The sequence below is a fragment of the Halalkalibacter flavus genome, from assembly GCF_036663575.1.
Taxonomy (GTDB): domain Bacteria; phylum Bacillota; class Bacilli; order Bacillales; family Bacillaceae_D; genus Halalkalibacter; species Halalkalibacter flavus.
Window position 1 is genome coordinate 1 of record NZ_JAWRVK010000200.1, and the last position, 278, is coordinate 278.

The following is a 278-nucleotide window of genomic DNA, read 5'->3' on the forward strand; positions in this document are numbered from 1 at the left end:
CTCTTCTTGCTCCATTCCTTCCCGCTTGTCGGTCAGGGTGATCTTAACCCCCTTGAGTAAGAAGGCGGACTCGCGCAGGCGCCTTGCCAAGGTTTGGTAGTCGTAAACGGTGGTCGAAAAGATCGTGGGATCCGGTTTAAAGGTGACCGTGGTTCCCGAGCCTTCCCGGGTCTTGCCCAGTTCCTTTAGGGTGCCGATTGGTTGACCACCGTCACGAAACTTCTCTTGGTAGCGGACGTGGTCCCGCACGATCGTTAGGGTTAACTTCGAAGACAGGG

The 278-nt window shown here is 56.1% G+C and carries 1 pseudogene; it reads right to left on the reverse strand.

What is annotated here, in order from left to right:
- A pseudogene (locus tag SAY88_RS24985) lies at nt 1-278 on the reverse strand (hypothetical protein); the annotation flags it as partial.